2 protein-coding genes and 1 pseudogene are annotated in these 1,011 nt (G+C 39.9%); all 3 read left to right on the forward strand.

What is annotated here, in order from left to right; genetic code table 11:
• Window positions 1–390: pseudogene (locus tag PX636_RS18200) on the forward strand (apoptotic protease-activating factor); the annotation flags it as partial.
• Window positions 391–457: 67 nt separating this feature from the next.
• A complete protein-coding gene (locus PX636_RS18205; protein ID WP_002739617.1) occupies window positions 458–706 on the forward strand; it encodes a type II toxin-antitoxin system Phd/YefM family antitoxin in 249 nt (82 codons plus the stop codon).
• Complete coding sequence (locus PX636_RS18210) at window positions 699–968, forward strand: type II toxin-antitoxin system RelE family toxin (protein WP_002739840.1); 270 nt, start codon at window positions 699–701, stop codon at window positions 966–968. The genes PX636_RS18205 and PX636_RS18210 overlap by 8 nt, the downstream gene beginning before the upstream one ends.
• The last annotated feature ends 43 nt before the right edge of the window (window positions 969–1,011 follow it).

Below are 1,011 nucleotides of genomic sequence, written 5' to 3' on the forward strand. Positions count from 1 at the left end.
ACCGGGTTAGCTCGCCATTTTCCTCAATTGTTACCCGAAGCCTTAGAAGTTGCCAGAGGGATTGGGGATGAAAAAGACCGTGCAAGGGCATTGACCGGGTTAGCTCGCCATTTTCCTCAATTGTTACCCGAAGCCTTAGAAGTTGCCAGAGGGATTGGATCTGAATACCACCGTGCAGACGTATTAAAAGCATTAACCGCCACCTTAACCCCTGCTAATGTTGACTTATCTTTCTGGCAAGATGTCCTTCAGGCTTTGGGTACTCTCACTCGTTCTAATTTCCTCGAAACTATTCCCAACTTAGCGCCTTTAATCCTTCATTTTGGGGGGGAGGTCGCTTTAAGAGAAGTGTATCAAAGTATTAGGGATGTTAGTCGCTGGTGGCGGTGATTCTCCTGTCAATAATTGCTATAATAGCTAAAATGGTCATAATGGCTAGTTTCTATAAAGGTTAGTTATGAAAACATTAGGAGCCTCAGAAGCAAAAAATCGCTTTGGCGAACTGTTAGACTTGGCTCGAAGAGAACCAGTAAAGATAGCAAAAAAGGGACGTAATGTTGCAGTCGTGCTGTCAATCGAGGAATTTGAGAGATTTTCCGAGTTAGAAAATCAACTTTTGGCTTTACAGGCAGAAAAAGCTCATCAAGAAGGTTTTATCGGAACAACAGAAAGTGAGGCTTTACTGTCAGAAATTTTAAATGCTTAAGATTAACCTATCTCGACAGGCAACTAAACGCTTAAAAAAACTGCCAGATAAACACGCCAAACAAGTAGCCACAAAAATAACCGAACTGAGAACAAATCCCTATCCCCAAGATTCTCTAAAGTTAAAAGGATACTCTTATCATAGAGCCGATATTGGTGAATATCGAATCGTTTATCGTGTTGAGGAGCAAACACTAGAAATCTTGCTGATTGACAAACGAAACGATGATGAAATTTATAAACAACTAAAGAGAACAATATAGAGAATATTAATTATCAACCATCAATTAATTAGCGATATTATTC

This window comes from Microcystis sp. M53598_WE2, from assembly GCF_030067735.1.
Taxonomy (GTDB): Bacteria; Cyanobacteriota; Cyanobacteriia; order Cyanobacteriales; family Microcystaceae; genus Microcystis; species Microcystis aeruginosa.